Raw genomic sequence first — 25,553 nt, 5'->3', positions numbered from 1 at the left:
ATAAAAAGGCATCGCTCTTATTTTTCATCACGGGATGATGAATTGGTTATAGTCTATGATTATAATTGATCGATTAACGCTTCAAATTCGTTTAATCTTGTTTCAAATACTTTCATAGCATCTTCTAAATAATTGGCTTGTGTCATATCAACACCGGCTTTTTTCATGATATCAATTGGATAATCACTACGTCCAGCTTTTAGATAAGTTAGATAGTTATCTAAGGCACCTTCTTCACCAACCACAATTTTAGCAGCTAACGCTGATGCTGCCGCAAAACCTGTTGAGTATTGGTAAACATAGTAATTATAGTAAAAATGAGGAATACGAGACCACTCTAGCGCAATTTCTGCATCTTTTTCTACAGCTGGTCCATAATAATTAGCATTTAAATTCGCATAATAATCACTTAAGAATTCACTTGTTAATGGTGTTCCTTTAGCATCTTCTACATGAATAAAGTGTTCAAATTCTGCAAACTGTGTTTGACGGAAAACGGTTCCTTTGAAACCATCTAGGTAACGATTCAAGATGAAGGCACGGACTTTAGGATCTGTTTCAGTGGCTAATAAGTGCTCTGTTAAGATATTTTCATTGGTTGTTGACGCAATTTCCGCTAAGAAAATTGAATAGTCTCCATAAACATACGGTTGATTACTGCGTGTGAAATAACTATGCACACTATGCCCCATTTCATGAACCAATGTATATAGTTGATCCAAACTATCGTGCCAGTTCATTAAAATGTAAGGTGCAGTATCGTAGGCGCCTGAAGAATACGCACCACTACGTTTCCCTTGATTTTCAACTACATCAACCCAGCGATTCGTATAAGCTTCTTCTACTACTTTACCATATTCTTCACCTAATGGTTTTAACGCTTCTTTTGATTTTTCAACCGATTCTTCATAAGTATAACGAATAGGGGCATCTCCTAAAATAGGCGTATACATATCATACATATGTAACTCATCGACACCCATCATTTTTTTACGTAACGCAACATAGCGATGTAATAATGGTAAGTGTTTATGTACAACCTCGATTAACGTATCATATACGCTTTCTGGAATATGATTGCCTGCTAAAGCTGCTGCACGAGCAGATGGATAGTTACGTGCTTTTGCTTTATAGTTATGTACTTTAACATTACTTGATAAAGTCGTCGCAAACGTGTGTTGGAATTGCTCGTATACACTGTATAAACCTTTAAATGCCGCTTCACGGACTTCAGGCTTCACACTTTCCATTAATTGACCATAAACACCATGCGATAACTGAATAGCTTCGCCTTCTTCACCTTCAATAATCGGAAATTTCAAATCCGCATTATTTAAAATAGCAAACGTATCCCCTGCTGTACCAAAAATCTCACCTGCACCCGCTAACAATGCTTCTTCTTTTTCTGATAAAACATGCGCACGTTCTGCTAAAGTTGATTTAATCATTTGACGGTACACTTCAAGTTTTGGTTCTTCTTCAACGTAAGCCCAGATTTCTTCATCTGTTAATTGTAACATTTCAGGTTCAAACCATGAAATAGCTTCTGAAGCTTTAGCTACCAAGCCACTCATTTTACCAGACATCCCTTGATATTTGGTGTTCGCTGTGTCTTGGTCGTTCTTCATACTTGTGTATACATACATTGTTTCCAATTCACGTGTCAGTTCTAAGGTTGCTTCAATAGCCGCTAAAAATTGGCCTGCTCCTTCTTTTAATGTGCCTTGATATTGTTTCACTTCAGGGATTTTTTTCTCAAAAGCCGTATAGCTTGCTTCAAAATCCTCATCTGTTGCAAAAATTTTCGTTAAGTCCCATGTCAACGCTTCATCTAATTCCTCGCGTTTTGGTAATCGTTTCGGTTCACTCATTTAATTCTCATTCCTCTCTCACTATATGATAATAATTATGATACCACATTATGAGGCAATCGACTAACAAACACCCTATTATTTAAATTTTTTTCAACAAATAATTGAATTTCTTCCTCTGTCATCATGATATTTATTGGTTGTATGACTCTCAATTGATGAGACTCTATCTTCAACAATGAGACTTCGACTAATAAACGCAACCATTCTCTAAATTTCATTTGACTCTCTTGTGACAACTCATGACAATACAATCGTAGTTCTTCTTTGGTAATAATAGGTTGCGTGGCAATCTGTTTTATAAACTTAATTCGGTGTATAATCTCATTATCAAATGATGTGTCCGATACCAAGCTTGGCAATAAAATCATCGGATGCAGGGCACTTAAATGATACCCCTCTAAATACAACAAACGTTGAATAGCCATCACTTCTTTCTTACGACTAAATAAAGCCCGCTTAATCGTATGTGCTTGATCAAGATAGATCTCCTTTAGTGAATACCGCCACTGATGAAATAACTGACGATGATATTTACCGTCCAACATAAACAACAATAACTCGTCTGGTGTTAGATTTAACTCTGAAAAAAAGACTTCGTGAGTAAAAACAAATTCTTGTATGTGATATAGTAGCTTAATGTTTTCTTGTTCTGTATCTAAATAAATTAAATAATTCCCCCAAGATGGGTGCCACTTAATAAACGCGCGCTGTAAGTTGGTGATTTTCTCTTTGATAGACAACTGCTTACCCAACAACCAGCACACCTTCCCTATAGAAGCATAACCCTCATTACGCTCTCTCAATCGCTCGATACTTAATGGGCTACATTGAAATTCAACTGCTAGTCTATCCTCCATCCAGACATCTGGTCGTTGATCAATCTGAGGCATGGGATATTCTAGCTGAACATTAAGTCCCTTCTGAATTGCCCACCTGTATAATAACGCCTTGCCTCTAATATGCTCCACTGTTTCCGGTTCATTTACTCCTTGGCATTCATAAAGATGCTTGTGGGCAAAATGAGCCTGTTTAATTGCGCCTATTTTGATGATCATTTCCTTATGGCACACAGGACAATAATACTTATTCCCTCTTTTATGTAATAAAGTGTCACGTGTCTCTTCTATAATATTAATAATACGACCATCCGCCATTTCCGCTACTAGCATCTTCATCACCTCATGAAATAATACGCAAAAAAAGAGAGCTAACATCAATGTTAACTCTCTTACATATTCCTCTTAAATCCAAACTTTTGCTAACAAATAACAAAAGAAAAGAAATGAAATAATACAAACCGTTGGGGTTAATTCTTTTCGTTTTCCTGAAAACAGTTTAACTAACGGATACGCAACAAATCCAAATGCCAAACCTGATGAAATACTCATTGAAAAGCCCATCATCACAATCATTAGAAATGGTGAGAACCAATCTGAAAAATCTTCTAAATCAATGTGTTGGATATTACTCATCATCAAACAACCGGTAATAATAATAACGGGTGCCAATGCGGAACTCGGAATATATGATAAGACAGGAATCAAAAAGATACTCACAAAGAATAGAACACCTGCCACTACAGAAGATAGCCCTCTTTTAGCACCTTCTTGAATACCTGTTGAACTTTCAGCTGCCGGAATCGTTGGGCTTGTCCCTAGTATACTAGAAAACATCATCACACCAGCATTAATGATAGATGCTTTCTTAAAGCGTTCTTTACTTAACCCCGGTAGTAAGCCATTCATCAATCCAAGTGATTCAAAAATCAAAATCATCGCTAATGAAAAAGTCCCCAGTAAAAATTTGATGCTAAATAGACTAGAAAAATCTAATTTTGCTACAACATCTGGATAATCTTTTATAGCAGACAAACTGAAGTTATTTTGTCCAACATCCACTAATCCAAGTAAATTAGCAATAATTGTCATAATAATAATCCCAATAAAAAAACTACCTTGAACATTTTTCAAAAATAAAAACAACGTCAGAACAAGTGCTCCCAGCGTTAACAACATATCAGGGTTCGTAAATGAATTCAATTCCATGAAGGTTTGTTCACCACGAACAATAATTTTCCCATTTTCTAAACCAACAAGCACTAAAAATAACCCTATCCCAGACGTAATCCCGTGTTTTAAGCTTTCTGGAATCGAATCGTTCATTTTATCAATTAACGGAGTGACAGCGACAATCAAACAAATAATACTTGCCATAAAACTGATAGCTAGCGCTTCTTGCCAACTCATCTTCATATCCATCACTAAATTATAGGTGACAAATGAATTGACCCCCATTCCAGTTGTCAAAATAATCGGTACATCTCCAAGTAAACCAATTAACAAACATCCTATCACCGAAATAAAAATCGTACCAAACACACTCAACTCAGGTGGTAAACCTGCCTCAGACAAAATCATCGAATTGACAATAATGACATAAGAGATTGCAAAAAATGACGTCAAGCCACCAAAGAGTTCCTTTTTAATATCTACATTTTTCCATTGTTTAAACATCCTTTTCTCCTTTCATCGCACAAAAAAAGTATAGACGGGTAGCAAGAAGCCCACCCACCTATACATAACGAATATACTATTTAATTATTTAATAAAACGCTTCACTTAATCATTTTATCATGATTTGTACCTATTTTCAATCGTATAAAAGATGAAGAATTATGGCAATAATAGACGTATCAAAACGTATGCCGTCATCATTTGAAAAACTGCCACAGTTAGGCCATAAAGCATCGCTTTAGGTCCTTCTTTTAGTAAATAATGAATATTCACACGTAAACCAATTGCGGCCAACGCAATAATTTCAAATTGATTACTCAACCACTTCACTATTTGGACCCATTCATCTGATAAATGAATCACCGTAGAACTCGCTACACATAAAATGAAAAAGACCATAATAAACCATGGAATGTTGATACGTTGTCGCTTGATAGATGACTGTTCCACGCCACTAACATTTTTTATTTTACTAAAAACTAAGACCACCACTACTAGCAATACGACACGTAATAATTTGAATACCGTTGCCATTTCTGTTACGGGATCACTGACCATTTTTGCAGAAGCAACAACTTGACCAACCGATTGTAAATTACCACCAATTAAGGCCCCTGACTTTATGATACTATCATGAAACCAATAACCGGATAGTATCGGGGCAATCAACATCAGCACTGTACCTGTTAAGTTCACTATGGTAATAGACAAACCTTTATTTTTTTCGCTAGCACTGATAACCGGTACGACAGTAGCAATTGCTGATGACCCACACACACCATTTCCTGCACCCATTAGCAAACGAAAATCTAGTGAATAACCCATCCGTTTTCCAATTAGAATCACGCCCAAAATGGTCACACTCATCTGCAAAACAACATACAATACACCACTTATACCAATCTGTGAAATCGATTGTAAACTAAGCGTCAATCCTGTTAAGGCAATCGCTATTTCTAATAATTTACTCTCGGAAAACTTTGTTCCTTTATCGAGGTACTCTTGATGACCTATCATATTCCCTACTATAATACCTAATAATATAGCAATCAAGGCACTTCCTAATGTCGGTAAAAAACGTCCTACTAGCTGAGCAACGATACTTATCATGATAGATAATATAATACCTGGTAACAATTTTTTAGATTTTTGCATATTTTTCTTCCTTAAGTGTATTTCATAACGTATTGATTTAATCATCTATTACTTTATCAGAAAATACAACATATAAGAAATAGCTAGCTTCATTTTTTAAGTTTTCCTTCTTAAAATATTCAAGAGAATTATCAAATGTTGTGAAACTCTCTCCCTTAGACCACATGGCAAGCATCACAGGTTGATTTGTAGGCAGTTGTTTCATTTCATCAGATAGACTAAAATTACTAGAACTATTATATTGATAACGACTCATATCTGGAATCCCAAAATTAATACTACTTTCCTCTGTTACAAATGCTACGCTTAAAGGATTCATATAACTACTATCGTCAGATTGCTCATCAGAGTCGTTTAGCTTGTTATTTGCAGTTTCTCCCCAAACTAATGTCCCTTTTAATTTAAATAAGTCATCAGCGAAAACTTTACCAACTTCCTCATGTTTCACTATCTTATCTTGGTGATAGACATCAAAATATACAGTCATTTGTTTCACCTCATCATTTGGACTTATAATCAAGCCGCCTGGATTTTGTATTAATGTAACAAATGGATTTTGCTCCTGATCAGCAATTATATACCTCATCTTCCCCTCTTTTATTAACTGATTTTTTGGTAAAGCTGTTTGACAACCTGTCACTAACAAACACATGCTCAATATTAGCCCAAATTTAATTACCCTATTTTCCATTTCATCACCTCATATTAATATTATAAACATCTTAACATAAATAGGTATTTTATTGAACAAAACTAATACATGACTCTCATCCTGATATCATGACAAAAAAATAAGCCCTTGATTCTGATTTATCTTAGAATCAAGAGCTTTTATTAATTAAAAAACTAGAGAGTCAATCATGACTCTCTAGCTAAATTGTTATTATCTTACACGTACTGCAAAGTCTGGTGAGTAATATTGGAATGAACCATATTTGATTGACTCACCTGGTTGTGGCGCGTGGATATAACCTGTACCACCCGTTGAAATTGCAACGTGTGATGTGCCACCTCTTGGCCCCCAGAATAATAAGTCTCCTGCTTGAGCTTGTGATAATGGAATCACTGTTCCTGCAGACTCTTGAGGTACTGTATAACCACCGATTTCACGTCCAGCGGCTTTACGGAATACGTAAGCTGTAAAACCTGAACAGTCAAAGACATCTGGTCCTTTACCACCCCAAACATAAGGTTTCCCAATATGTTTAGCAGCTTCTGCTAAAATAGCTGAAGCATTAATAGATTGACTAGGCGCTGGTGTTTCGGGTTCAGCTGGTTGAGCTGGTTCACTTGGTGCTGCCGGCTCACTTGGTTGAGCTGGTTCACTCGGTACTGATACTTCTGGTGTCTCAATAGTTGAGCTTGTATCTTCAGTTGACGTATTAGTTTCTGATTCTTTACTACTTTCAGCATTATTAGTGCTACTTTGTGTTGTATTACTTTCAGTTACAACATTAGTAGTTGAAGCATCTGATGACACTAAATTATTACTTACAGATGTTTGTGTTTCTACCGCTCTTGCAGCTGCTTGTTCTGCAGCTGCTTGTTCTGCTGCTACTCTTTGAGCTTCTGCTGCTGCAGCTGCTTTAGCTTGCTCTTCAGCTTCTTTAGCTAAGCGAGCTTCTTCAGCACGACGACGTTCTGCTTCTTCTTTTTGAGCAATGAATTCTGCTTTTTTGCCTTCTTCAGTTGTCTTCTCAGCTGCAATTGTATTTACTAACACTGTTTGTTGTAATTCTTGATCAACTAATTGACCTTTTTGTGCTTCTAGTTCTGAAGCATTGGCTTGAATTTCTTTTAATTTATCTTCTGTTTTAGCTTTTTTCTCTTCAACAATCTTTTTATCTTGTTCTTGCTCTTCTAATAAAGAATTACTTGCAGACACAAGTTTTGCTGAAGCGGCAACACGTGTAACAGCATCTGATAAACTATCCGCTGATAATACTGCTTCTAAATATCCTGAAGACATACCACCTGTTTGAACAGCGCGGGCTTGGTCTTTCAAACGTGCATCACGTTTTTCGATTTTGATGTTCAACTCTTTCACTTCTTTGTTTAAAGTTGTCACTTCTTTACCTAACGCTACTTGCTCTTTTTGTAATTTCTCAGCTTTCTCATGAATAGCTGAAATATTTGCTTTTACAGCTGCTAATTCAGCTTCTGCTGTCGCTGCCTTATCACTTAACTCTTTAATTTTTTTATTTGAATTTTCGATTTTTTGATCATATTCATCTGCTTGAATCGTACTTGGTAATGCTAAACTTCCGCATGCCATGGTACTTACCAACAACATTGATAATAAACGTCTCTTCACTCTGTTTACCCCCGTATTAATTATCTATATATTTTATCTTTCCTACATCTACAAGAGTAATAGTAACATACTACTGTGACAGTCATATAATATTAATATTACAATAATATTTCAAGGTTATCTTTTTCTATTCAATAACTTATTGATTGGATAAGCTAGTATGACAAAAAAGAAGATATTCATAATTAAGGTTGGACCTAACTCACGGGCAATAAAATTAATGAAGTTGCCCTCTATCAACCCAAAAACCACCTGAATAAAATAGGCACTTGAATCCAAAAGTGTAATAAAAATAACCAAACTCAGGAACAAACTAGGAATACTAGGTTTTATGTATTTAAAAATCCAATACGCAATTGAAACAGTAATTGGTAAAGAAACCGTCCATATTCCTAAAATACCGTAGTAATAATTATCAATAATCAATCCTAAAATAATTGATAAAATCGTCATATAGCGTTGATTAAAAAACAAACTCGCTAGGATTAAACCTAGTAACATAAAATGACTAAGTATCACATATTGATTCTCAAACGCAATACGTAAAATATTACTTAATTGACTATCCAATAACGTTACCATCAGCAAAAGAAACGGCAACCATATTTTAATCACAATGTTTTCTTTCATTTATTCGCCACTTCCTGCCATGCGTTTAACAACAGTCACAATCGAAATGTCATATAAAGAGGTTGCTGGTTTAACGTAAACTTCTTTTTCTAACCCAAAATTAGTGGATTCAATCTTTTCAACTGTTCCTATAACCAATCCCTTAGGAGCCGTTGAACCTAGTCCTGAGGTGATGACTTTATCTCCTTTTTTCACGCCTTCTGTAGCATTTAATTGTTTTATAATGAATAGATTAGTTGCCTCGTCATAATCTTCTAATAATCCGAAAACATCGTCTCCTTTAGACGTTGTAATCATTGCTGGGAAGTAATTAGAATTTTGATTAGTTGATGTCAATAGCTCAACTTTCGATGATGTTTTATTAACTGAAATAACACGTCCAATTAATCCTTTTGCTCCCATTACAGGCATATTTACTTCTAATCCGTCAACTTCTCCACGATCTATAATCAAAATATCTTGCCAATTATCTGGTGAACGTGAAATCACATTAGCATTCACTTTTGCCTGTGTAGTTAATGTAGCTCCTAGAGTTAATTGTTCTCTTAACTCTTTATTTTCTTTCTTCAGCAGATTATTTTCTACTTGTGTTTCTGCGTAACTGTCCAAACGTTTTTTCAACTGAGTATTCTCTTCATAGGTGCCAAATACATCCCCTACTAGATGAACACTCTTTTCAATCGCCCTAATAGGATATGACAGACCTTTATCCAGTGTCGCAACTAAATCATTGGTCACCGCTTGAAAAAGACTTGTCTCATTTTTGCGATCACGTTGCAGCGCACTAACGGTTATTAATACCACAACAATTATGGTCAAAATAATGGCAATTATCATATTTTTGCTTACATTATATTTCTTCACTTTTCCACCTCAAGTTCTTTAAAAACAAAAAAAACAATCTCCAATATTTTACCATTTTTATCATTTTTTTTCCACAAACATTCCTCTTCTTAATCATTCTATAAACAATAAAGAAGGAGCGAAGACTTATGCTTCACTCCTTCTTTAGCTATTAGGAATTATTTGCCATTATATGCTTTAATAATAATCTCTTTTAATTCACTAATTAATGGTTCTTTTGGATTTGCTCCTGTACATTGATCTTCATAAGCTAATTCTGCTAATTCATCTACTTGAATATCTAATTGTGATTTAGTCACACCTTGTGCTTTAAAGTTCATATCAATGCCACATTTTCCACCTAAATCTGCAACTGCTTTAGCTAATGATTCGACTAATTCTTCTGTTGTTTTACCTTTCAGACCTAAGAATCGAGCGATGTCTGCATAATCTTCATCCGCACGGAAGAAATCATATTTAGGGAACAACGCATGTTTTGATGGGTCTTTTGCATTGTAACGAATCACGTGTGGTAATAGAATCGCATTTGTACGACCATGTGGAATATGGAAAGCTGCACCGCATTTATGAGCGATTGAATGACATATTCCTAAGAAAGCATTCGCAAATGCCATACCAGCTAAAGCTGAAGCATTATGCATTTTTTCGCGGTTTTCTTCATTTGGACGTAAGCAAGAATCTTCTAAGTTTTCAAACACTAATTTGATAGCTTGTAAGCTTAAACCTCTTGTGTAATCTGAAGCCATAACAGAAACATAAGATTCAATCGCGTGCGTTAACACGTCCATCCCTGTATCTGCTGTTACTGATTTAGGGACTGAGTATACAAATTGTGGGTCAATAATCGCTACATCTGGTGTTAAAGCGTAGTCAGCTAATGGGTATTTCACGCCTGTTTCGCTGTCAGTAATAACCGCAAACGGTGTTACTTCTGAACCAGTCCCAGAAGTTGTTGGGATTGCAACGAATTTAGTTTTTTCTGCACCAGGAATTTTGTACGTACGTTTACGAATATCTAAGAATTTTTGTTTTGCGCCAAAGAATTCCACATCTGAGTGTTCATAGAACATCCACATACCTTTTGCTGCATCCATTGGTGAACCACCACCTAGGGCAATAATAGTATCTGGTTTAAACGTTGTCATTTGAGACAATCCACGTTCAACCGTTTCACTTGATGGATCTGGTTCAACATCAGCAAACACTTCTACTTGAACTGGGTTAGAACGACGATTTAATGTTTCAATCACGCGGTTAACGTAGCCTAAATTTACCATCCCTTGGTCTGCTACGATAAAGACACGTTCAACATCTTTCATATCTTCTAAATAATTAAGTGAATTTTTTTCGAAATAAATTTTTGGTGGTAATTTAAACCATTGCATATTATTCCTTCTTTTCGCTATTGTTTTTGTGTTAATTAAATTAATCGCTGAAACGTTTTTAGACACTGAGTTTTTACCATAAGAACCGCAGCCTAATGTTAATGATGGAATCATTTCGTTGTATAAGTCCCCGATACCACCTTGAGCAGCTGGTGAGTTAACTAAGACACGACAAGCTTTCATGCGTAAACCGAATTGTAATTGTAAGTCTTCGTCTTCTGTATGAACAACTGCTGTATGTCCTAAACCAAACTCTAACATGTTTTCGCAAAGCTGTAGCGCTTCTTCACGACTGTTTGCTTTCACCATTGCTAAAACTGGAGATAATTTTTCTAATGATAATGGGTACTCAATACCTGTTCCTTTAAGCTCTGCCATTAAAATTTTAGTTCCAGCTGGCACTTTAATGCCTGCCCATTCAGCGATAGTCGTTGCGGGCATTCCTACCACTTTAGGATTAACCGCTGTTTTCGCTTCATTCATCACAGTTGCTTCTAATTTTTCAATTTCGTCTTCTTTAACAAAGTAAACTTGGTGCGCTTGAAATTCAGCTTTTACATCATCATAGATTTCTTTATCAACGATGATTCCTTGTTCAGATGCACAAATCATTCCGTTATCAAATGTTTTAGATACAATTAAATCGTTAACTGCACGTTTGATTTTCGCTGTTTTTTCAATATAAGCTGGTGTATTACCAGGACCTACACCCAAAGCTGGTTTACCAGTTGAATATGCTGACTTAACCATACCTGAGCCACCTGTTGCTAATACAATGGCCACACCTGGATGATTCATCAATCCGCTTGTTGCCTCTAATGACGGTTGTTCAATCCATTGAATACAATCTTCAGGTGCCCCTGCTTTAATTGCTGCTTCTTTAACAATACGTGCAGCTTCGGCTGAGGATTTTTGCGCACTTGGATGGAATGCAAAGATAATTGGGTTTCTTGTTTTAATTGAAATTAAGGCTTTAAAAATAGTAGTAGATGTTGGGTTAGTGGTTGGGGTTACCCCACAAACTACGCCAACTGGTGAGGCAATTTCAATTAAATTATGTTGTGGGTCTTCGTTAATAACACCACATGTTTTATCATTTTTTATGTTGTTCCAAATATATTCTGATGCGTACATATTTTTAATTGCTTTATCTTCATAAACCCCACGACCTGTTTCTTCAACAGCCATTTTTGCTAAAGGCATATGGGCATTTAAAGCTGCAATCGCCATCTTGTGAACAATTTCATCAACTTTTTCTTGTTCGAAATCCTCCATCGCTTTCAATGCTAAATTCCCTTTTTCCACTAACGTATTAATCATTTCTTCAACGTTTACTTGTTCAGACTTTTCAACCATTTTTTTATCTACCATGATGTTTCCTCCAATGTTTGTTAATCTTTTCACAATGTAATCATACACTTAAAAAAACGACTTGTAAATAGTTATTTTGTGATTTAATTAACAATATTCGCCCATCACTATTGTTTTCACGAATAAATCCGTTTTCATTTAATACTAATCCTTCTACTTAAAGAATTAGTATCCTTGATTTTGTAGCACTTTCATACAAAAATAATCTGTTAAAAAATAAAATAAAAAAAAAGAGTTGTGACATAAGTTTGTCACAACTCTTTAATCTCGAATAATCAGTCTTCAAAAAGTAGTTTCTTCTCACTATAATAAATCTTGAATATCAGAGAAATCAAAAAACTTGGCACTTTGAATCTGCACTTTCACTTGTTGGTAATCAAAAAAATCATTAATTGTTATAGCCTCAATGTCTTGCTTACACTCTTTAAATGACGGACTTTGTTTCTTCCACATTCTTTCAACAGCATAATCCCAAATCTCAGTGTCAATGACATTCAAATAACCTGCACGATGAAATTCTTTTAACTTTTGTTTCACAGCTTTGTTTAAAAACCATTGTTCAAAATGATTCCATTGTTTTTCCATGTGTTTTACCCTTTTGTTTAACTAGACATTAAACCTGCTATGCCTTAGGTTCCTCATGAGACGTTTCTTCGTTTGTCTCAGCTACTTCTGGCACTTCGGTAATTTCTTCTACAGCTGTTTCAGTAGTTTCAACTGTTTCTTCTACTGGTTCAGTTACGGTATTGGCCATACCTGTTCCTGGAATAATTGTTTTAATTGCTGCACGATCAAACTCTAAATAGATACCTTCGCAATCAATAAGAATTGTTTTACCTGCTTCTGTTGTTCTAACATCCGCTACTACACCGTGTAATCCACCAATTGTGACAACTTTGTCGCCTGCTTGAATACTGTCTAATTTTTCTTGATGCTCTTTCATTTGTTTCTTTTGTTTACTTGTTGTGAAATACATCATCACACCAAATAATACTAACATTAATAATGGTAACATGTTTACACCTCTTCTTCTTTCGTTTAATTATACTGTATCAAAAATATAACTTTCGTTCTACTTTAAACTTTTATTTTTTAGAATTTTTTAGCGTTTTCCTTGTTAAAGCCATATTCTTCAAAAAATGCTTGTCTGAATTCTAATAAATTATCATCCATGATTGCTTGACGAACTTGTTTCATTACATCTAATAAGAAGTATAGATTATGGTAAGACGTCAAACGTAAGCCGAATGTTTCATCACTCTTGATTAAATGACGCACGTACGCACGTGAGTAGTTACGACATGTGTAACAACCACATTTTTCATCAATTGGTCGGAAGTCACGAGCATATTGTGCATTCTTAACAACCAAACGACCTTTACTTGTCATACATGTTCCATTACGAGCAATACGTGTCGGTAAGACACAGTCAAACATATCCACACCACGAATAACACCATCAATTAATGAATCCGCTGTTCCAACACCCATTAAATAGCGTGGTTTATTTTCTGGTAATACAGGATTTAATACGTCTAAAATATTGTTCATTTCTTCTTTTGTTTCGCCAACAGATAAACCTCCAATTGAATAACCAGGGAAATCTAAGCTCATCAAGTCTTTGGCACTTTGTAAGCGCAAGTCTTTGTAACCCGCTCCTTGAACGATACCAAACAACCCTTGACGATCTGGATTAGCGTGTGCTTTCAAGCCACGTTCTGCCCAACGAGTCGTACGTTCGATAGATTTTTTCACGTACTCATGACTTTCTTCAAATGGTGGGCATTCATCAAAACTCATCATAATGTCTGGTCCTAATTTGTTTTGAATTTGAATCGCTTTTTCTGGTGAAAGGAACATTTTTGAGCCATTTAAATGATTTTTAAAGTGAACCCCTGACTCTTCAATATTACGCATATCTGATAATGACCAAACTTGGAAACCACCTGAATCTGTCAGGATTCCTTGATCCCAATTCATAAATTTGTGAAGACCGCCTGCTTCTTCTACGATATCTTCTCCGGGTCGTAACCATAAGTGATACGTATTACTTAAAATAATTCCTGCACCCATTTCTTTTAATTCTTCTGGGGCCATAGTTTTTACTGTCGCTAATGTACCGACTGGCATAAACATTGGAGTTGGAAACGTTCCATGAGGGGTAATAATTTCACCCAAACGCGCTCCTGTGTGTTTTTCCTTCTTAATCAATCGGTAACGAATGGCTGGTTCTGTCATTTCGTCTCCCTACTTTCATTTATTAAACATTATTATGCATCTAAATTATCATACTCTGAGTCGCGTTTTTGTGCAAGTTTTTGTCGAATAGATTTAATTAAACTTAATGAAGCATATTTTTTGAAAACGCCATCATTTTGTGGTTTAATAAAGATACAAGGAAGGAAGCAATCTTAGAAAGCCAATTCTCGAAACATTACAACTGAATAGGTAATACAAGGAAACAAAGAAATGTTCTAGATGTACACGTTTCACCAATCATTAAGAAGACATGTAACGTTTAACTCTTCACGAAAAACGTATGAAGCTCGAAAGATTAATGAATTGCAACACAACCACGAAGAAGTATAGAAAGACAAATCTTGTTTTGCAAGGGAATTTAGAAAAGAAAAGAATAATGTAAAGAATATATGCTCATCCTAAACTTACGTGACTTCTTATCTAACGTTCTTTCTAAGTCCTTCCGTAGAGCCAGAAAAAGCCAAGCATTCGAGAAGCTTGGCTTTTTTTTATTGTTTTTTAGTCCAATTAGTATAAGCATGACAAATGATTGCCCATATCATAATGACTGAAAGCAAAAACGCCCTCTCAATCACTCTTCTTAATCCGGATTTTGTGGGCTGCTTCTGTGGAAACATGGAGAAGTTCTCAAAAATATTTTTTATATTTTTGGCACTTCCTTCATGTTTCTTGAAGCAAAAACGCCCTCTCAATCACTCTTCTTAATCCGGATTTTGTGGGCTGCTTCTGCGGAAACATGGAGAAGTTTTCAAAAATATTTTTTATATTTTTGGCACTTCCTTCATGTTTCTTGAAGCAAAACGCCCTCTCAATCACTCTATTTTACAAACATGGCGTCGCCAAAGCTAAAGAAACGATAACGTTCTTCTACGGCGTGATGATAGGCATTTAAGACATTGTCTCGTCCAGCAAAGGCACTAACAAGCATAACAAGTGTTGATTTTGGCAAATGGAAGTTCGTCGAAAATGCATCGACTACTTTGAAATCAAAGCCTGGTGTAATAAAAATATCCGTCCAGCCGCTATCAGCTTTTATTTCACCATCAAATTTTTGTCCAATCGTTTCAAGTGTACGGATTGATGTTGTCCCAACCGCTACAATACGTCCACCTTGTGATCTAACATCATTCAACGCTTGTGCTGCTTCTTCTGTTAAACGATAAAACTCGCTATGCATTTTGTGCTCTTCTATATTATCAACACTAACTGGTCGGAATGTTCCTAACCCGACATGCAAAGTCAAATAAACTAAACGAATACCCTTTTCTTCGATTGCAGCTAATAACTCTTTAGTAAAATGAAGACCCGCTGTTGGTGCTGCGGCTGAACCATTTTCTTTAGCGTAAACCGTTTGGTAACGATCTGGATCTTCTAAACGTTCTTTGATGTACGGTGGTAAGGGCATCTCGCCTAATGATTCTAATATTTCTAAAAAGACCCCATCATAATTAAATTCAATGATACGTCCACCATGCTCTAATTCTTCTACAACTGTTGCATGTAATTTACCTTCACCAAATTCGATAACTGTCCCAACTTTTGCTCGTTTAGCTGGTTTAATTAATGTTTCCCAACGATCACCCGTCGTATTATTTAACAATAAGACCTCAAGTTGTCCGCCGGTATCCGGTTTTACACCATAAATTCTTGCAGGTAAGACACGTGTATCGTTCATGACTAAAGCGTCACCGGCATTTAGTTCTTCAATAATATCCGCGAAATGCTTATCTTCTATTTCACCGGTTTCTTTATTCAAAATTAATAAACGTGAAGTCGCACGATTTTCTAATGGTGTTTGTGCAATTAGTTCTTCTGGTAAGTCAAAATCAAAATCTTCTGTTGTATATGTCATGATTATCCCTCTTCTTCAAATTAAATCTCTTTCATTCTAGCACGATGAGCGTCAGATGCAACTGTCTAGCGTTATTTCTGTGGATAATAATAGCCTAGGTGTTCGTATGCTTGAGGTGTTGCGACCCTTCCGCGCGGTGTCCGTTGGATAAAACCTTTTTGAATCAAATACGGTTCATACATATCTTCTACCGTTTCTGTTTCTTCACTAATATTCACAGATAGCGTGCTTAACCCAACAGGCCCGCCTCCATACAATTCAATCATAGTACGTAAAATTTTCTGATCGACATAGTCTAGCCCTTCATGATCCACACGTAAAATAGCTAACGCACGATCTGCTGTGTCCGAGTCTACCACACCGTTGTTTTCAACTTGTGCCACATCTCGCACGCGTCTTAATAACCTGTTGGCAATTCTTGGGGTTCCTCGTGAACGACGAGCAATTTCTAAGGCGCCATCTTCTAAAATATCCGTATTGAAAATATCCGCTGAACGTAACACAATTTCTTGTAAATCACGTACATCATAATATTCCATGTGCAAGACAATACCAAAACGATCGCGTAAAGGGGCCGACAGCATGCCAGCTCTTGTCGTAGCTCCAACTAATGTAAACGGCGGTAATTGGAAGTGGACGGGATGCGCTGTAGGGCCTTGACCAACCATAATATCCACGTAAAAATCCTCCATTGCAGAATAAAGCATCTCTTCTACTACACGAGGTAAACGATGAATTTCATCGATAAATAACACATCACCAGGCTCTAATTCATTCAGTAACGCTACCAAGTCACCTGGTCGTTCAATAGCGGGGCCACTTGTTGTTCTAATTTGAACCCCCATTTCATTAGCGACAACCATTGCCATCGTCGTCTTCCCTAGTCCTGGTGGGCCAAATAATAAGACATGATCTAGTGCTTCTTGACGATTTAATGCTGCCTTAATATAGATAGCCAATTCTTCTTTCACCTTATGTTGTCCAATATATTGTGATAAACGCGTCGGACGTAACTGCTTTTCTTCTGATTCAAATGGTAGATTTTCAGGAGAAAGCATGCGCTCGTTTTCTTCCATGAGAAAACCTCCTTATTTTTTCATTAATAAACTTAAACCTTGTCTTAAGAAAGCATCTGTTGATTCTAAATTGAGCGTTGTTAATTCTTTTTCTATACGAGCTAATTCTTTTTGAGAGTAGCCTAACGCAAGTAAGGCTTCCAGCGCTTCTTCTAAATAACGACTAGCAACATTATCTAATTTAGCATCTAACAAGGACAGTTGTTCCTCGCCTGTTAACTCTGTAATCACTAAATCATCTAACTTACCTTTTAAGTCTAAAATCATTTGTTGGGCAGTTTTCTTTCCAACCCCTGGGAATTTAGTTAAATATTTGAAATCATCTGATTCTACTGCTTTCACTAATCCGACATGGTCTTCTCCTGCCATAATGGCTAGAGCACTTTTAGGACCGATACCTGAAACACTGATCAATTTCATAAACAATTGCTTTTCCTCGTATTGATTAAAGCCAAATAGTGTCATCGAATCTTCTCTAACTGATTGGTACACATAGATTAACGTCTCTTTTACTTCTGTATTATAACGAAACGGATTGGCCACAGCTAATTGATACCCGATACCTCCTACTTCCAATACAATGTAATAAGGGCTGACGAATGTCACTTGCCCTTTCATATATTCATACATATTAATTCTCCTTATCCAAAACATGCGTTCGCCTCTAAATTGTACCATATTTCCTCTACAAAATAAAAACGAGACAACAAAAAAGAGCTGTGATCACCTCACAACTCCTATCTATTCATCATTTTAATAATTTTATAAATATTGCAATTAATCCTACGACATATAACGTTGGAACCCACCATGGCGTTAAGCCCATCAAAACAAATAGCAGACCTAGAATGACTGCTGTAAAACCTATCAATTTAGCAAAAGCTTTTTTGTTAATTTTTTTACCTTTTAATTGTTGTGGTAAATATTTTTGCCAATAACCTAAAATTAATGGAATACCTAGACTCAATAATAGTAGCCCTATAATGACACTAATAATGTCTAACCAATTAATCTTCTTAGCTACTAAGCTATTGGGTGGTTCTGCTGCCAATGAGTTCGCACGATTCAGCATAACATGCTCTTTATCCACTGTGTCAGACATCACCTTCATCAAGTTAGTTGAACTAGATCTCTCAGTATCCATAGTAGGTGCCCAAACCATAATACCACCTGAGCCAGTTTTAATTGAAGCAAGTGTTTTATCTCTTACGGTTTGCTTGTTATTAATATAATAAGTAACGTCATTAATCGTCACTTCGTCCTCTAGCGGTACAGTAGGTGCTTCTTTAATAATATTACGATACGTCATAACGGAACCATCCGCCGCCTTACCGTAAAATGGAAGACCTGATACCAATTTGTCCATATGTTTACCGCCTAAAATTTCATTCCAGTAATCCAAGTTAGCTTTGTGCAATTCAGTGGTTGAATGATTAGGATAGCCTTCAATTTGAGCATCATAAGACATAATATTAATCCAATCAGCAGCTTTTAATGCTTCAGGGGTAAAATGCACTTCCCAATGACCACTTGGTTGACTATTGGCTGCCACACCTGAAGGAACTGTTATTGAGACATAAGTGTCTCCCAACGAAGCTTTCAATGTCTTAATAAATGTTTCAAAACGTTCTGCTTCATTAGATTCTGGATACTCCCAATCGATATCGATTGTATCTAATTCATAATCATTTGCAAAACGTTTGATGCTACTTACAAATGTTTTGAGCGTTGATTGATCAGTCGCAGCAGAAAAGTTATCGCTTAAATTCCACCCACCAATACTAACCCCTACCCTAACATTTTTAGCATGAGCTTTTTCTACTAATGCTTTTAACTGTTCTGGGTTACCACTATCCGTAAATTTTAATTTCCCATCACCTGTTGGGACTACCGAAAAATAATTAACATCCGTAAACTGTGCCAAATTAACCGTACTATCAATATGTTGCGTATCATAATCCGGCAAGTAACCTATTATTTTAAACTTTTCACTCGAAGCAGCCGCTTGTGGAATCAACCCAAAAAAAGTCAGTATCATTAAACAAACAATACTTAAGAGGCGCCTCTTTCTATTATTTACCAAAACATCCATCTAGTCTTTACTCCTTTTTTCCCTCTCGCATCTTTAAACATTATATCAAACATTAACCATGATTGTATATTTCAAGAACTGTTTCATTTGATAAAATAAAAAAAGCTCTAAGTTCTCGTATTTAGTTTCCAAAAGCATTTTTTTTAGGTATGATGAATACATACTATTTTTTTAGGAGACATAACATATGACACATACTATGAAAGACTGGCTGTTACGCTTTATCAAAGGGATGTTTATCGGCTCTGGCTTTATTTTACCTGGCGTTAGCGGCGGTGCATTAGCGGCAATTTTTGGGATTTATGAACGTATCATTTCATTTTTAGCACATATCACCAGAAACTTTAAACAAAATGTGCTTTATTTTATTCCCATCGGTCTAGGAGGAATATTTGGCGTTTTCCTATTATCTTTTGGGGTTAGTTTCTTACTTGGTAATTACGAAACGATCATCCTTTGGTTCTTCGTGGGCTGTATTATCGGCACGACTCCTGCACTTTGGAAAGAAGCAGGTAAAGAAGGGCGCAATAATAACGATCTAATGATTTTAGTCATTACCTTTATCTTAGGCGCACTATTTCTATTCTTTGGTCAAGGCTTATTTGGAACTGTCGACCAAAACTTTTTCACGTGGATGATTGCAGGTGCATTGATTGGCTTAGGGATGATTGTCCCTGGTCTTAGCCCTTCTAATTTCCTTGTTTATATGGGCATGTACAAAGCAATGTCTGATGGTATTAAAACGATGAATCTTGGCATTTTAATTCCAATCGCTATCGGTGGATTGGTCTGTGTATTAGGTTTATCAAAAATAATGGACGCGATTTTCCAACGACATTTTTCAAAACTATTCCATTTTATTTTAGGAATTGTATTTGCTTCAACCATTATGATTATCCCGACAAATTACGCCGGTTTTGGGACTATTCAATACCTTCTTTGTTTTATTATGTGTTTGTTAGGCGCTTGGCTTGGCAAATGGATGAGTGACTTAGAGGAAAAATACAAATAACCATCGCTACACAAGCGACTAAAACACGATCAATGATTGGTCGTGTTTTTTTGTTAACCGCATCATTACACAAAACACCCTAATTAATATATACTTATATTAATTTATACATGATTGATAACAATTTGGAGGACTAATAAATGAAAAAAACACGAGTGTGTAAAGGAGTTTATGTAGGATTACTTTTGGGAACACTGATTCTTACACCTCCTGCTTTTGCAGAAGAACAGGTACAACCTACCATGACCTTACCGACGATTAACTTACCGCAAATTAATCATAACCTTTCAGAGATACCCCTTACATCTGATGAAACCATAACAGATGACGCCATAATAAATCCCTCAGAAACAACAACAAGTAACGCTGGGGCAGGAGTTAACTTAGCCATATGGGATGCTAGCCTGAATGAAGAAATCGCTGTTATGCCCTTTTACGGTCAACCTGGTACCATCTTAACTATTCCGATTGATACTTCGATGGGACAATTAATCAGTGTGACGGGTGGAGATTTCGCCATTCAAGACCCCGGAGCAATCGTGGGTACTTATCCTAACCCAAATGAAATCATTGATATTTCTGTTAGAATAATGCCTGTTGCAGCACAGCCTGTTCAAATAGACGTCAATTTCATCGATGAAGATGGCAAGGCAGTCATAGGTGCCCCACTGACCACTTATTATGGGAAACCTGGCGAAACAATAACCGTTACTCCCTCCAATATTCCAGGTTATACGTTTAGCGATGAACACTCGTTTGCTGTGCCTGAAGATGCTCACTATACTGACTTTATTTCAGTTGATCTGATGTATACAAGAAATGACCTCACCTTAACCATTCAACACCTCGATGAGAATCGTCAACCAATCATAGATGACGAATTAATTAACGGGAAAATTGGCGATGAAATCAGTATCAAACCTGTTGATATTGAAGGATACACTTATAAACAGACAAGTCGTTCGTTACTTTCATTCACCTTTGGTTCAACCGATGAAACAATCTCGTTAGAATATGTGCGTAAACAAGATGCAAGGGATGAAATGGAAGAGCTCGATAAAGTTGAAGATGATGATGAAAAAAATAAGGATAAAACTGAAGAAAAGGAACTTATCACACCTACCACAATGACTGCACCAAAAACTGAACCAGCCATTACAGCCACTCCTAACGCTGATATACCTACTACAACAAACAATGATTTGAAAAACGTAACGCCTAAGGGCATAGACAGCTTAATCAATCAACCGAAAAAAACAATTGATAGTCCTAGCATTACACAACCTACGCAAACAAAAGAAACAAATCAAGATCCAAAAAGCACTCTCCCACAAACGGACGAACAACCCACCAAAGCTGCGAGTTTTCTAGGTGCTTTTCTGCTTATCTTTATTTGTCTAATCTATAAAATAAAACGTCTTATTTAACATCAAAAAAAGAGAAACGACATCACTGTCTTTTCTCTTTTTTTAATCTATTCAATTCCATTAATGCGTTGTACCAGCATTCAATTGAATGTCTTCTTTCGTTGTAACAACCGCTGCCAGCGCGTATTCAATAGAAGACGCAATATCTTGTAAACTCATTGCCGCTGTATCCACTGGACGTGCAACCGTTTGGGCTGGAATAAACGGCACATGAACAAATCCACCTTTTATCTCTTTGAATTCAGTTGCAATCATGTACATCAATTCATACATAATATAATTACAAACATACGTCCCTGCAGTATAAGAAATATATGCGGGTAATCCATTATCATGGATATTTTTTACCATTGCTTTAATGGGTAAGTTAGTGACGTAAGCTGTGTCACCTTCTACTTGAATGGCTGTATCAAACGGCTGATTTCCTTTATTATCTGGAATGCGCGCTTCAATCTTATTGATTGCGATTTGCTCAATAGAAACCGACGCACGTCCGCCAGCTTGTCCCACACATAAAACAACATCTGGGTTCACTTCGAGTATCTTAGCTTTTAACACCTCTGCTGAATCATAAAAAACTGTCGGAATTTCTAATTTAATAATCTGAGCACCTTCAATTGTATCGGGTAATAATTTTACTGCTTCATACGCTGGATTAATTTTGTCTCCACCAAATGGATCAAAACCTGTTACTAAAATTTTCATTAATTATTCCTCCTTATCTAAAGATAATCATGTATACAATTTGGAAAACTAGCATAAACAATGCCACAAATACTTGGTTTTTAATAACGCCATATTTGTTTTTCATTTCTAACATTGCCACTGGCACGATATTAAAATTGGCTGCCATCGGCGTCAACAGTGTCCCACAATAACCACATGTTAGAGCTAACATTCCGACTAGCGCAGGATTGGCACCATAGGCCAAGACAAACGGTCCACCGATTCCAACGGTCATTACCGTGATGGCTGCAAACGCATTTCCCATAATCATCGTGAATAATACCATGCCAATAGCATATACAATAATTCCAATAACAACATTACCTTCTGGAATCACTTGTTTTACACCAGAAGAGATAACTTCACCCACGCCGGCACTTGTAAATACCGCACCTAACGAAGCAAGTAACATTGGCAACATACTTAAAGGCCCTACTGTTCCTAACATCTCAGCAGAATCATTTAAAAATGTCATAGGTTTGTTGTCTCTTGATAATAACATTAAACTCATAATGGCTACTAACACACCCACACCGACACCAACTAAAGCACCTAAATTGGTAAACAACGCAAAGATAATTGCAAAAATCCCAATAGCAAAGGCTGGAATAAAGACTTTTAGCCCTAACTTATCAGACATTTTTTGCATGTATGCTTTGGTTGGTAAACGGCTCTCACCTTTGTTCACTCGTTTAGCAATTGCTGGAACGGTCATCAACAAGACTAATATCCCGTTGACTTGCGCTGGAATCCAACGTCCAAATGCTAATACTACGCCTAAAACTACCCAGAAAAAAGCTGTGCCTACACGATTAGGATTGGTTTTGTCAGATAAATTTTTAATCCCTGTATAAATGACAATTAACCCCATCACAATAAATAATAATTCCAATAACTTATCTGATAATAATATTTCTGAACTTGTAAAGAATGACATCTATTTTGCCTCCTTTTTCGTTTTTCCATAAAATTTCTTCATTAGCTGTTTATCTTTCCAAATGAAGTATCCACACGCCACAACGAGTGCCACAATTGCAACTGGAATTTCGTAGAAAGCTAATGTCCCTAAACTCACGTCGTATCCTAGACTCTTTAATGTTGATTGTACAAGTAATCCACCTGGACCACCAATAAATAATACTTGTCCAAAGAACCAACAAATATTTTCCATGGCCGACGACATGCCTTTTAATTCTTCTTCGTATTCAGGATTAGGCTCTAACCCTTTTGATTCTAAAGTCCCAACAGTCATAGGAAAAATTATTGGACGAACAAAACCAGCAACACCACCAAAACTTACATTAAAGGCTGCCATGATCATTCTAAACACACCATAAATCCCAATAATTACACTTGCTGAAACATTTTTGAAGCGTTGAATAAACGTTGCAGCCGATTCTTTCAAACCATTTCTTTCTAATGTTCCGGTTGCTAACATAATTAAAATAAAAATGGTCATCCCACGGTTATTAACAAAGCTTGTTCCTAAAACTTCCAACATCCCATCAATTCCTAGACCACCGACTAAAGCTGTCACGATCAATGAAATCGTAATAATCAATATAGCGTCTAATTTCAGTGCGAAACCAACTATCACAATTAGCACACCTAATAGCGTCAATATATCTTGCACTACACATACCCTCTTTCTGTTTTTTATTAAAAATTTATTAATGTTATAAGAATAACATAATATACGTATTTTTATAACCATCCTCTAACAATACTTTCGTTATTTAATCACAAAAAAAGCATGACACTATTTGTGCCATGCTTTTTTTGATGTTTTTCTATTAAATATTAATAACCTGATTGATCTGCTTGCATACCAGAAACAATTGCAACCCCTGCACTTGCACCAATACGTGTTGCACCGGCTTCAACCATTGCTTCTACGTCTTCTAATGAATGAATACCACCTGAAGCTTTCACTTGTGCGTTATCGCCTACTGTATCTTTCATCAATTTCACATCAGCAGCAGTTGCCCCACCTGTTGAGAAACCTGTTGATGTTTTAACAAAGTCAGCCCCTGCTTCTACTGCTAATTCAGAAACTTTTACTTTTTCTTCATCGGTTAATAATGATGTTTCAATAATTACTTTAACTAGCGCTTTACCAGCTGCGGCATCAACAACGGCTTTAATATCGTTCAATACTACATCGTACTGACCAGATTTTAATGCGCCAACGTTGATAACCATGTCAACTTCATCTGCTCCATCAGCAATTGCTTGTGTTGTTTCAAATGCCTTAACTGCTGAAGCATTTGCTCCTAGTGGGAAACCAATAACCGTACATACCTTAACATCGCTATCTTTTAATTCTTCAGCAGCTAATTTAATCCATGTTGGGTTAATACAAACTGAAAAGAAACCAAATTCTTTTGCTTCTGAGATTAATTTTTTGATATCAGCCTCAGTTGTGTTTGCTTTTAGTGCTGTGTGGTCAATTAATTTTGCTATCTCCATTTTTCTATCCCCTATCACTTAAGTTTACCTCTTTAGTATAAGTGAATTTCACCTAAATGTAAAACGCTGCCCCAAACTAATTAAACTAGTTTCACAGCTGTTCCGCTACATGTCACCATCAACATACCATTATCAGAACCTAGCACTTCATAGTCCATTTTCATTCCAATAATCGCATCTGCTCCTCGGCTACTTGCACGTTCGCTCATCTCAGCTAACGCTTCTTCACGAGCTACCATTAATTCATCTTCATATCCTTGAGAGCGTCCACCAAAAACATTACGAATACTTGCGCCAAAATCTTTCAAAATATTAACCCCTGTAATTACTTCACCAAAAACAATCCCTTCATACGTGGCAATTTCTTTTCCTGATACTTCATTTGTCGTTGTAATAATCATCTTTTTCCTCACTCCTAATTTACAATTTATTTATTTATATTGTACGTTTTATCGAATATTATGACTATCGTTCTTAAGACTGATTTTTTCACTATATATAGGTAAGCATAATAATTGTCTTTTATATTTTTAA

At 36.2% G+C, this 25,553-nt stretch carries 23 protein-coding genes; 2 read left to right on the top strand and 21 right to left on the bottom strand.

What is annotated here, in order from left to right; all coding sequences use genetic code 11:
• Positions 1-59: 59 nt before the first annotated feature.
• The 16 genes from pepF to E4Z98_RS00935 form a co-directional block, all read right to left on the bottom strand.
• On the bottom strand, positions 60-1,871 hold the full coding sequence (gene pepF, locus E4Z98_RS01010) for an oligoendopeptidase F (protein ID WP_135254368.1): 1,812 nt from the start codon (positions 1,869-1,871) through the stop codon (positions 60-62).
• Between the two features lie 35 nt (positions 1,872-1,906).
• Entirely contained in the window at positions 1,907-3,043 is a 1,137-nt protein-coding gene (locus tag E4Z98_RS01005; protein WP_167790908.1) for a competence protein CoiA, read from the bottom strand.
• Between the two features lie 72 nt (positions 3,044-3,115).
• Positions 3,116-4,387 carry an NCS2 family permease gene (locus tag E4Z98_RS01000; protein ID WP_135254370.1) on the bottom strand — a complete coding sequence of 424 codons (1,272 nt, stop codon included), beginning with the start codon at positions 4,385-4,387 and terminating at the stop codon, positions 3,116-3,118.
• A gap of 159 nt (positions 4,388-4,546) precedes the next feature.
• Positions 4,547-5,542: a YeiH family protein gene (locus tag E4Z98_RS00995; protein WP_167790909.1), complete on the bottom strand. Its 996-nt coding sequence runs from the start codon at positions 5,540-5,542 to the stop codon at positions 4,547-4,549.
• A gap of 37 nt (positions 5,543-5,579) precedes the next feature.
• Entirely contained in the window at positions 5,580-6,233 is a 654-nt protein-coding gene (locus tag E4Z98_RS00990; protein WP_135254372.1) for a hypothetical protein, read from the bottom strand.
• Between the two features lie 192 nt (positions 6,234-6,425).
• Entirely contained in the window at positions 6,426-7,856 is a 1,431-nt protein-coding gene (locus E4Z98_RS00985) for a C40 family peptidase (RefSeq protein ID WP_135254373.1), read from the bottom strand.
• A 117-nt stretch (positions 7,857-7,973) separates the two neighbouring features.
• Positions 7,974-8,486 (bottom strand): rod shape-determining protein MreD, encoded by a 513-nt coding sequence (gene mreD / locus E4Z98_RS00980; protein WP_135254374.1) that lies wholly within the window; start codon positions 8,484-8,486, stop codon positions 7,974-7,976.
• Positions 8,487-9,350 carry a rod shape-determining protein MreC gene (gene mreC, locus E4Z98_RS00975; protein WP_135254375.1) on the bottom strand — a complete coding sequence of 288 codons (864 nt, stop codon included), beginning with the start codon at positions 9,348-9,350 and terminating at the stop codon, positions 8,487-8,489.
• 158 nt (positions 9,351-9,508) lie between these two features.
• Complete coding sequence (adhE, locus tag E4Z98_RS00970) at positions 9,509-12,106, bottom strand: bifunctional acetaldehyde-CoA/alcohol dehydrogenase (protein WP_135254376.1); 2,598 nt, start codon at positions 12,104-12,106, stop codon at positions 9,509-9,511.
• A gap of 303 nt (positions 12,107-12,409) precedes the next feature.
• Positions 12,410-12,691, bottom strand: coding sequence for a post-transcriptional regulator (locus tag E4Z98_RS00965; protein ID WP_135254377.1), 282 nt, complete (start codon positions 12,689-12,691; stop codon positions 12,410-12,412).
• Positions 12,692-12,728: 37 nt separating this feature from the next.
• Positions 12,729-13,121, bottom strand: a complete 393-nt coding sequence (yajC, locus tag E4Z98_RS00960; RefSeq protein ID WP_135254378.1) for a preprotein translocase subunit YajC — start codon at positions 13,119-13,121, stop codon at positions 12,729-12,731.
• Positions 13,122-13,198: 77 nt separating this feature from the next.
• Positions 13,199-14,344 (bottom strand): tRNA guanosine(34) transglycosylase Tgt, encoded by a 1,146-nt coding sequence (gene tgt / locus E4Z98_RS00955; protein WP_135254379.1) that lies wholly within the window; start codon positions 14,342-14,344, stop codon positions 13,199-13,201.
• Between the two features lie 838 nt (positions 14,345-15,182).
• Positions 15,183-16,217 (bottom strand): tRNA preQ1(34) S-adenosylmethionine ribosyltransferase-isomerase QueA, encoded by a 1,035-nt coding sequence (gene queA / locus E4Z98_RS00950; protein ID WP_135254380.1) that lies wholly within the window; start codon positions 16,215-16,217, stop codon positions 15,183-15,185.
• A 71-nt stretch (positions 16,218-16,288) separates the two neighbouring features.
• Positions 16,289-17,293 carry a Holliday junction branch migration DNA helicase RuvB gene (gene ruvB, locus E4Z98_RS00945; protein WP_135254381.1) on the bottom strand — a complete coding sequence of 335 codons (1,005 nt, stop codon included), beginning with the start codon at positions 17,291-17,293 and terminating at the stop codon, positions 16,289-16,291.
• A gap of 12 nt (positions 17,294-17,305) precedes the next feature.
• On the bottom strand, positions 17,306-17,923 hold the full coding sequence (ruvA, locus tag E4Z98_RS00940) for a Holliday junction branch migration protein RuvA (RefSeq protein ID WP_135254382.1): 618 nt from the start codon (positions 17,921-17,923) through the stop codon (positions 17,306-17,308).
• A 118-nt stretch (positions 17,924-18,041) separates the two neighbouring features.
• Positions 18,042-19,385 carry a glycoside hydrolase family 18 protein gene (locus tag E4Z98_RS00935; RefSeq protein ID WP_135254383.1) on the bottom strand — a complete coding sequence of 448 codons (1,344 nt, stop codon included), beginning with the start codon at positions 19,383-19,385 and terminating at the stop codon, positions 18,042-18,044.
• Between the two features lie 187 nt (positions 19,386-19,572).
• Between E4Z98_RS00935 and E4Z98_RS00930 the strand changes: the two genes are divergently transcribed.
• Together E4Z98_RS00930 and E4Z98_RS00925 are read left to right on the top strand one after the other, a co-directional pair.
• The gene (locus tag E4Z98_RS00930) at positions 19,573-20,397 is read left to right on the top strand and encodes a DUF368 domain-containing protein (RefSeq protein WP_135254384.1); all 825 of its coding nucleotides are present in this window, start codon (positions 19,573-19,575) and stop codon (positions 20,395-20,397) included.
• Between the two features lie 140 nt (positions 20,398-20,537).
• The gene (locus tag E4Z98_RS00925; RefSeq protein WP_135254385.1) at positions 20,538-21,824 is read left to right on the top strand and encodes a MucBP domain-containing protein; all 1,287 of its coding nucleotides are present in this window, start codon (positions 20,538-20,540) and stop codon (positions 21,822-21,824) included.
• Between the two features lie 60 nt (positions 21,825-21,884).
• Here E4Z98_RS00925 and pcp read toward each other — a convergent pair whose 3' ends face one another.
• The 5 genes from pcp to E4Z98_RS00900 form a co-directional block, all read right to left on the bottom strand.
• The gene (gene pcp / locus E4Z98_RS00920; protein ID WP_135254386.1) at positions 21,885-22,529 is read right to left on the bottom strand and encodes a pyroglutamyl-peptidase I; all 645 of its coding nucleotides are present in this window, start codon (positions 22,527-22,529) and stop codon (positions 21,885-21,887) included.
• A gap of 13 nt (positions 22,530-22,542) precedes the next feature.
• The gene (locus E4Z98_RS00915) at positions 22,543-23,487 is read right to left on the bottom strand and encodes a DUF979 domain-containing protein (protein ID WP_135254387.1); all 945 of its coding nucleotides are present in this window, start codon (positions 23,485-23,487) and stop codon (positions 22,543-22,545) included.
• Complete coding sequence (locus E4Z98_RS00910) at positions 23,488-24,183, bottom strand: DUF969 domain-containing protein (RefSeq protein ID WP_135254388.1); 696 nt, start codon at positions 24,181-24,183, stop codon at positions 23,488-23,490. It abuts the gene before it with no gap.
• Positions 24,184-24,350: 167 nt separating this feature from the next.
• Complete coding sequence (gene deoC / locus E4Z98_RS00905; protein WP_135254389.1) at positions 24,351-25,019, bottom strand: deoxyribose-phosphate aldolase; 669 nt, start codon at positions 25,017-25,019, stop codon at positions 24,351-24,353.
• Positions 25,020-25,099: 80 nt separating this feature from the next.
• The gene (locus E4Z98_RS00900) at positions 25,100-25,420 is read right to left on the bottom strand and encodes a heavy metal-binding domain-containing protein (protein WP_135254390.1); all 321 of its coding nucleotides are present in this window, start codon (positions 25,418-25,420) and stop codon (positions 25,100-25,102) included.
• Between the last annotated feature and the right edge of the window lie 133 nt (positions 25,421-25,553).

This window comes from Vagococcus xieshaowenii (genome assembly GCF_004792515.1).
Taxonomy (GTDB): domain Bacteria; phylum Bacillota; class Bacilli; order Lactobacillales; family Vagococcaceae; genus Vagococcus_A; species Vagococcus_A xieshaowenii.
The sequence above is the reverse complement of the archived record's forward strand: the minus strand, read 5'-3'. Positions and strand labels throughout refer to the sequence as shown.

What these genes read in the sequence shown, in the direction of transcription:
- mreD (WP_135254374.1), bottom strand. Translation starts at nt 8,486, where the DNA reads ATGAAAGAAAACATTGTGATTAAAATATGGTTGCCGTTTCTTTTGCTG.
- E4Z98_RS01005 (WP_167790908.1), bottom strand. Translation starts at nt 3,043, where the DNA reads ATGCTAGTAGCGGAAATGGCGGATGGTCGTATTATTAATATTATAGAA.
- pepF (WP_135254368.1), bottom strand. Translation starts at nt 1,871, where the DNA reads ATGAGTGAACCGAAACGATTACCAAAACGCGAGGAATTAGATGAAGCG.
- pcp (WP_135254386.1), bottom strand. Translation starts at nt 22,529, where the DNA reads ATGAAAATTTTAGTAACAGGTTTTGATCCATTTGGTGGAGACAAAATT.
- E4Z98_RS01000 (WP_135254370.1), bottom strand. Translation starts at nt 4,387, where the DNA reads ATGTTTAAACAATGGAAAAATGTAGATATTAAAAAGGAACTCTTTGGT.
- deoC (WP_135254389.1), bottom strand. Translation starts at nt 25,019, where the DNA reads ATGGAGATAGCAAAATTAATTGACCACACAGCACTAAAAGCAAACACA.
- E4Z98_RS00990 (WP_135254372.1), bottom strand. Translation starts at nt 6,233, where the DNA reads ATGGAAAATAGGGTAATTAAATTTGGGCTAATATTGAGCATGTGTTTG.
- E4Z98_RS00965 (WP_135254377.1), bottom strand. Translation starts at nt 12,691, where the DNA reads ATGGAAAAACAATGGAATCATTTTGAACAATGGTTTTTAAACAAAGCT.
- queA (WP_135254380.1), bottom strand. Translation starts at nt 16,217, where the DNA reads ATGACATATACAACAGAAGATTTTGATTTTGACTTACCAGAAGAACTA.
- E4Z98_RS00925 (WP_135254385.1), top strand. Translation starts at nt 20,538, where the DNA reads ATGAAAAAAACACGAGTGTGTAAAGGAGTTTATGTAGGATTACTTTTG.
- yajC (WP_135254378.1), bottom strand. Translation starts at nt 13,121, where the DNA reads ATGTTACCATTATTAATGTTAGTATTATTTGGTGTGATGATGTATTTC.
- E4Z98_RS00930 (WP_135254384.1), top strand. Translation starts at nt 19,573, where the DNA reads ATGACACATACTATGAAAGACTGGCTGTTACGCTTTATCAAAGGGATG.
- E4Z98_RS00915 (WP_135254387.1), bottom strand. Translation starts at nt 23,487, where the DNA reads ATGTCATTCTTTACAAGTTCAGAAATATTATTATCAGATAAGTTATTG.
- tgt (WP_135254379.1), bottom strand. Translation starts at nt 14,344, where the DNA reads ATGACAGAACCAGCCATTCGTTACCGATTGATTAAGAAGGAAAAACAC.
- ruvA (WP_135254382.1), bottom strand. Translation starts at nt 17,923, where the DNA reads ATGTATGAATATATGAAAGGGCAAGTGACATTCGTCAGCCCTTATTAC.
- E4Z98_RS00935 (WP_135254383.1), bottom strand. Translation starts at nt 19,385, where the DNA reads ATGGATGTTTTGGTAAATAATAGAAAGAGGCGCCTCTTAAGTATTGTT.
- adhE (WP_135254376.1), bottom strand. Translation starts at nt 12,106, where the DNA reads ATGGTAGATAAAAAAATGGTTGAAAAGTCTGAACAAGTAAACGTTGAA.
- E4Z98_RS00995 (WP_167790909.1), bottom strand. Translation starts at nt 5,542, where the DNA reads ATGCAAAAATCTAAAAAATTGTTACCAGGTATTATATTATCTATCATG.
- E4Z98_RS00900 (WP_135254390.1), bottom strand. Translation starts at nt 25,420, where the DNA reads ATGATTATTACAACGACAAATGAAGTATCAGGAAAAGAAATTGCCACG.
- ruvB (WP_135254381.1), bottom strand. Translation starts at nt 17,293, where the DNA reads ATGGAAGAAAACGAGCGCATGCTTTCTCCTGAAAATCTACCATTTGAA.